Origin of the sequence: Microbacterium sp. ZW T2_14 (assembly GCF_044987405.1) — a bacterium.
GTDB lineage: Bacteria > Actinomycetota > Actinomycetes > Actinomycetales > Microbacteriaceae > Microbacterium.
This window is the reverse complement of record NZ_JBJDRK010000027.1, coordinates 54278-60537: the sequence shown is the minus strand read 5'-3', so window position 1 is coordinate 60537 and position 6260 is coordinate 54278. Positions and strand designations below refer to the sequence as shown.

5 protein-coding genes are annotated in these 6260 nt (G+C 71.1%); all 5 read right to left on the bottom strand.

All coding sequences use genetic code 11. From position 1 onward, the window contains the following. A partial coding sequence (locus ACI3KY_RS10890; RefSeq protein WP_404930191.1) for an FAD:protein FMN transferase occupies positions 1-332 on the bottom strand: 332 nt, incomplete at its 3' end. A gap of 3 nt (positions 333-335) precedes the next feature. Then, on the bottom strand, positions 336-815 hold the full coding sequence (locus tag ACI3KY_RS10885; RefSeq protein ID WP_404930190.1) for a hypothetical protein: 480 nt from the start codon (positions 813-815) through the stop codon (positions 336-338). Between the two features lie 83 nt (positions 816-898). After that, positions 899-3721 (bottom strand): HAD-IC family P-type ATPase, encoded by a 2823-nt coding sequence (locus tag ACI3KY_RS10880; protein ID WP_404930189.1) that lies wholly within the window; start codon positions 3719-3721, stop codon positions 899-901. Between the two features lie 57 nt (positions 3722-3778). Next, the gene (locus ACI3KY_RS10875; protein WP_194413554.1) at positions 3779-4813 is read right to left on the bottom strand and encodes a ribose-phosphate diphosphokinase; all 1035 of its coding nucleotides are present in this window, start codon (positions 4811-4813) and stop codon (positions 3779-3781) included. Continuing rightward, positions 4788-6260, bottom strand: coding sequence for a bifunctional UDP-N-acetylglucosamine diphosphorylase/glucosamine-1-phosphate N-acetyltransferase GlmU (gene glmU / locus ACI3KY_RS10870; protein ID WP_404930188.1), 1473 nt, complete (start codon positions 6258-6260; stop codon positions 4788-4790). Before glmU ends, ACI3KY_RS10875 begins: the two co-directional genes overlap by 26 nt.

The following is a 6260-nucleotide window of genomic DNA, read 5'->3' as shown; positions in this document are numbered from 1 at the left end:
GGCCCGCGATCACGGAGCGTGTACGCGGCGTCATAGCCGAGGGCGTCGAGCGATCCGCCGACGAGCGGGTTGACGGCCCCTGCCGTCGCGGCCGACAGCGCCCCCAAGGCGTCCAGCATGGGCACGGCATCCGGCGGCGCGGGAACGGCCCCTCCCGTCCGTGCCAGCGCGCTCACCACCGAGTCGGCGCGGAATCGCGACCATTCGCGATCGAACTCGTCGATGCGGGCGGCGATCTCGTCACGCGCCGTCGCCGGCAGGCGAAGCTCGGTGACGATCTCCCACGTCGTGCCGATGGCGTCGAAGCGCCAGGAGTCCGGCGCCGGACTCACGGCCTACTTCGCCGCCTCGGACTTGATGGTCTCGATGGCGTCGTTGAAGCCGCCGCTGGTGAGCGACGATCCCGCCACGCGGCTGACCTGGACGTCGTCGATGTCCTGGCCGACGACGACATCGGCGATCCCGCCGATGAACTGGCCCTGGTACTGCTCCGACTCGCGCTTCTGCGGGTCGCCGGTGACCTCGACGGCCGTGATGACGTCGTCCTCGAGGGTCACGGTGACCGCGATCGTCTCGACCGACTCGGGCGTCGCGTACGAGCCGTCGGCCGTATACGTGCCGTCGGCGTACGAGCCGGAGCCGGACGAGCCCGAGCCGGTGTCGGTGCCCTCCGAGGTGTCGGTGGTCTCGGCGGTGGCCGGCTCTTCGGCCTCCGAGGCCCCCGGCGCGCAGCCGGCGAGGAGGGCGATGCCGGCGACGGCGGTCAGCGCCGCTCCGGCGCGGACGGGGCGGGAAGCGAGTGCGGTGCGGATCATGACGGTCCTCCTGGCTCGGGTCGGGCTCGGGTCGGTGCGGAAGGCGACGCCGGAGCGTCCGAGAGTGATCCTGTCAGCGGCTCCTATGAGCCGCCTTCGAGCGTGTCGATCGCAGGTGATGAGCCTGCCCGCGCCCGCAGCAGCGCCTTGAGCGCCTCGACGGCGAGGAAGATGCCGATCGACACCACGATGGGGAGGATCCAGGATGCCGCGGCCAGCGGCCGCGAGTCGAACAGCACGTTCATGAACGGAACGTACGTGTAGATCACCTGCAGCACGATGAGCGCGATGGCCGACCACCACACCGCGCGGTTGCCGCGCAGCACGTCGAGAGTGAGACTCGAGCGGCTCAGGAACCGGCAGTTGAACAGGTAGGCGAGCTGCCCGAGGGCGAGCATGAGCACGGCCTCGGTGCGCGCCACCTCGATGTCGGCGCCGGTGGCGACGACGCCGTAGAAGACGCCCATCGCGGCACCGCCGATGACGAGCGACACCACCAGCACGAAGCCGAGCTCACGGCGATCGATGATCGGTCCCCCACTGGCGCGCGGGGGCCGGCGCATGATCCCGCGCTCGGCCGGCTCGTACGCGAGCGCGAGGGAGAGCGTCACCGCCGTCACCATGTTGACCCACAGCACCTGCACGCTGGTGATCGGCAGCGCGAGCCCGAACAGGACGGCGACGAGGATCACGAGCGACTGCGCCCCGTTGGTGGGAAGCAGGAACACGATCGACTTGCGCAGGTTGTCGTAGATGCGACGACCCTCGCCGATGGCGCTGCGGATCGTCGCGAAGTTGTCGTCGGCCAGCACGAACTCGGCGGCCTCCTTGGTCGCCTCGGTGCCCTTGATGCCCATCGCGATGCCGACGTCGGCCCGCGTCAGCGCGGGAGCGTCGTTGACACCGTCGCCGGTCATCGCGACGACCTCGCCGTGCGACTGGAGCGCGCGCACGATGCGGATCTTGTGCTCGGGACTCGTACGCGCGTACACGTCGACGTCGCGCACGACCTCGCGGAGCTGCTCCTGCGTGAGCGCCTCGAGCTCCGCGCCGGTGAGCACCTCCGCGTCAGCGCGCGCAAGCCCCATCTCGTGCGCGATGGCGAGGGCCGTGCCGGCGTGATCGCCGGTGATCATCTTCACCCGGATGCCGGCGGTGTGGCAGTCCGCGATCGCCTCGACCGCCTCCGGCCGGGGCGGGTCGACGATGCCCCACAGGCCGATGAACTCCAGGTCGATGAGGTCGTCGAGCGCGAACTCGTCGGTCGTCGGCCGCACCGGCTTCCGCGCCGCCGCGAGCACGCGCAGTCCCTGTGAGCTCAGCGTCTCGATCGCCGCGTTCCAGCGGACCAGGTCGAGGGGCTCGGACCCGTCGGCCCCGCGCTGGGTGAGCGAGCGCTCGAGCAGGCGGTCGGGCGCACCCTTGACGAGGATCGCCCGCGAGACCTCGCCGGCCGCACCGCCGGACCGGGCGCCCTCGTTGAGGGTCGCCATGAGCTTGTTGGCGGAGTCGAACGGGATGACGGCGACCCGGCGGCCGCCCGCACTGCCCACGCCGCCCTTCATCGCGACGACCTTCAGGGCGCCCTCCGTCGGCTCGCCGACGAGGCTCCACGCGCCGTCGTCACCGCGGACGATGTGCGCGTCGTTGCAGAGGGTGGCGATCGCCAGCAGCGCCGCCAGATCGCCGCGGTCGGTGGGCGCGCCGGCTTCGACGGCGGCGGAGCCCGCGCCCGCGCCAGCGCCCGCGCCCGCCAGGACGATCTCACCTTCGGGCACATAGCCGAGTCCGGTGACGTCGTACTCGGCGAGCGGCGTGACGATGTGCCGCACGGTCATCTCGTTGCGGGTGAGCGTGCCGGTCTTGTCGGAGCACACGGTGGTCACCGAGCCGAGCGCCTCCACCGCGGGCAGCTTCCGGGTGATGGCGTTGTGGCGGGCCATCTGCTGCACGCCGATCGCGAGCGTGATCGTCACGAGGGCCGGCAGCCCCTCGGGGATCGCCGCCACCGCGAAGCCGATGGCCGCCGAGATGAGCTCGGGATACGGCATCCCGTGCAGGAAGCGCCCGATCAGCATCATGATCGCCGCCATCGCGAGGATCACGACCGTGAGCACGCGACCGAAGCTGTCCAGCTGGCGGGTGAGCGGGGTGGCCAGCGACTCGGCTTCGTCGGCGAGGCTCTGGATGCGGCCGAGCTCGGTGTCGGATCCGGTCGCGGTCACCAGTCCCCGGCCCTGGCCGGCGCTGACGATGGTGCCCGAGAACGCCATCGATCCGCGGTCGCCGACGCCGGCCTCGGGCGCCGACGGGTCGGTGGTCTTCGACGAGGGGACGGACTCCCCGGTCAGCGCCGCTTCGTCGATGCGCAGCTGGAACGCCTGCAGCAGCCGCAGGTCGGCCGGCACCTTGTCGCCGGGCATGAGCCGTACGACATCGCCGGGAACCAGATCGGCGGCCGGCACGGTGACCCAGCCGCCGTCGCGCCGCGCGCTGGCATCGGCCGACAGCATCCCGCGGATGCCGGCGAGCGCCTTCTCGGCGCGCCCCTCCTGGATGTAGCCGATCACCGCGTTGATGATCGCGACGACCATGATCACCCAGAAGTCGAGCCAGTCGCCCATGAGCGCCTTGATGACGGCGGCGCCCAGCAGGATGTAGATCAGCGTGTCGTTGAAGTGCGCCAGGAATCGCAGCACGGCCGGCTTGCGCGCGGGCTCGGGCAGGCGGTTGGGACCTGCGATCTCGAGACGTGCCGCAGCGTCGGCGGCATTCAGTCCCCCGGCGTCCGCCTCGAGATGCCCGAGCACTTCGTCGGTCGTGAGCGCCCACGGACGCGCGACGGTCAGGCGCGCGGAGGTCAACGGTGCGGAATCAAGCGGTGCGGGGTTCGGCGGCTGCGTCATGGATGCTTCGTCCTTCCGTCGCCGCCGCGGTGTCGGTGCTCCGACCCGGTGCCGGCGTCAGGCCGCCCCGTCGAACATGCTGGTGACGGAGCCGTCTTCGAACACTTCGTGGATCGCGCGCGCGAGCAGTGGCGCGATAGGCAGAATCGTAAGGCTCGGGAACCGCTTCTCGTCGGGGATCGGCACCGTGTCGGTCACCACGACCTCGTCGATCGCCGGGCTCTGCAGCCGCGTCGCCGCCGGATCGCTGAAGATCGCGTGCGTCGCGGCCACGATCACCTTGGTCGCGCCGTTGGCCTTGAGCGCCTCGGCGGCCTTCACGATCGTGCCGCCGGTGTCGATCATGTCGTCGACCAGCAGGCAGACGCGACCGTCGACCGCGCCGACGATCTCGTTGACGGTCACCTGGTTGGCGACATTCGGGTCGCGGCGCTTGTGGATGATCGCCAGTGGCGCACCCAGGCTGTCGGACCACTGGTCGGCGACGCGCACGCGTCCGGTGTCGGGCGAGACCACCGTGAGGCGTGCCCGGTCGGCTTCGCTGAGCGTGTTCTCGAAGTACTCCAGCAGCACCGGCTTGGCGAACAGGTGGTCGACGGGTCCGTCGAAGAAGCCCTGGATCTGCGCGGCGTGCAGATCGACGCTCATGATGCGGTCGGCGCCGGCCGTCTTGAAGAGGTCGGCGACGAGCCGGGCGCTGATCGGCTCGCGGCCGCGGCCCTTCTTGTCCTGGCGGGAGTAGGGGAAGTACGGCGCGACGACGGTGATGCGCTTGGCCGACGCCCGCTTCGCGGCGTCGAGCATGATGAGGGTCTCCATCATCCACTCGTTGACCGGTGGGCCGAAGCTCTGGATGAGGAAGAGGTCGCAGCCGCGGATCGACACCTCGAACCGCGTCAGGATCTCGCCGGACGCGAAGGTGCGGTACTCGGTGGGCACCAGCTCCGTGCTCAGCTGCTCGGCGACCTGTGCCGCGAGCTCGGGGTGCGAGCTGCCGCGCGCGATGACGAGCCGTTTCTTCGTCTTGGCGACGAGGCCGGGGGCGATGTCGTTCGCCCGGTCGAGTTCAACGGTCTTCTTCTTGCGCGCCATCGTCCGCCTTCTGTGCGCTGCGGGCCTTGGCGGCGACGTCCGCCGCTCCGGTACCCGGTCTGTTCTTCTCGACCCACCCCTCGACGTTGCGCTGAGGGGCGACGCTGAGTGCGAGAGCACCGGCCGGCACATCCTTGCGGATGACCGCCCCCGCCCCCGTCTTCGCGCCGTCTCCGATCCTAACGGGCGCCACGAAGACGTTATGCGAGCCGGCGTGCACTTCGTCGCCGATCTCGGTGCGGTGCTTCGCCAGATCGTCGTAGTTGGCGGTGATCGCACCGGCGCCGAGATTGACGCCCCGGCCGATCGTGGTGTCGCCGATGTACGACAGATGGGGCACCTTGCTCGATTCGCCGATCGTGGAGTTCTTCGTCTCGACGAAGGTCCCGATCTTGCCGCGGTCGCCGAGGTACGTGCCCGGCCGGAGGTAGGCGAAGGGGCCGACCGTCGCCTTCGCGCCGATCACGGCCAGGGTGGCGTCGGTGCGGGTGACCGTGGCATCCTCGCCCACCTCGCAGTCGACGAGGCTCGTGTCGGGGCCGACCGTGGCGCCGGCCGCGATCGCCGTCGCCCGGAGGATGTGCGTGTTCGGCAGCACCGTGACGTCGGGCGCCAGCGTCGCGGTGACGTCGATCCAGGTCGTCGCCGGGTCGAGGATCGTCGCGCCCTCGAGCTGCCAGCGACGCACCGTGCGCGCGTTCAGGAGGCGCGCCGCCTCGGACAGCTGCACGCGGTCGTTGACGCCGAGCGCGGCCGCCGCGTCGGGGGCGGTCAGGGCTGCGACAGCCAGACCATCGGCGCGCAGCAGCGCCACGACGTCGGTCAGGTACTTCTCGCCCTGCGCGTTCGAGGTTCCGACGAGTGCCAGTTCGGTGCGAAGCGCCGCCGCCTGGAAGACGTACACGCCCGCATTGATCTCGGAGACGGATGCCTCGTCCGCCGTCGCATCCTTCTGCTCGACGATCCGCGACACCGCGCCGTCGGCGTCGCGGATGACGCGGCCGTAGCCGGTCGCATCGTCCAGCGCGGCGCTGAGCACCGTTGCGGCGACCGCGCCGTCGCGGTGGCTGCGCACGAGGGCGGCGAGGGTGTCGGCCTCGAGGAGCGGCACGTCGCCGCTCAGCACCAGGACGTCGCCCACGAAGTCGTCGAGGGCGTCGAGGGCCACCTCGACCGCCCGGCCTGTTCCCGGGACCTCGTCCTGGTCGACCACGATGACGCCGGGCGCGGCATCCACGACGGCTCCCGCGACCAGGTCGCGTTCGTGCCGGACCACCACCACCACGCGCTCCGGCGCCAGGGCCAGCGCGGTGTCGAGCACGTGGCCGACCAGCGGGCGGCCGCCGATCCGGTGCAGCACCTTCGGCAGGGACGACTTCATGCGGGTGCCCTGGCCGGCGGCGAGGACGATGACGGCCAGAGCGCTGTCGCGGGGGGTGTCGGTCAT

Bases quoted from the DNA above. Each gene is read 5' to 3' on its own strand.
- ACI3KY_RS10885 (WP_404930190.1), bottom strand. From the start codon at position 815: ATGATCCGCACCGCACTCGCTTCCCGCCCCGTCCGCGCCGGAGCGGCG.
- ACI3KY_RS10880 (WP_404930189.1), bottom strand. From the start codon at position 3,721: ATGACGCAGCCGCCGAACCCCGCACCGCTTGATTCCGCACCGTTGACC.
- ACI3KY_RS10875 (WP_194413554.1), bottom strand. From the start codon at position 4,813: ATGGCGCGCAAGAAGAAGACCGTTGAACTCGACCGGGCGAACGACATC.
- glmU (WP_404930188.1), bottom strand. From the start codon at position 6,260: ATGACCGACACCCCCCGCGACAGCGCTCTGGCCGTCATCGTCCTCGCC.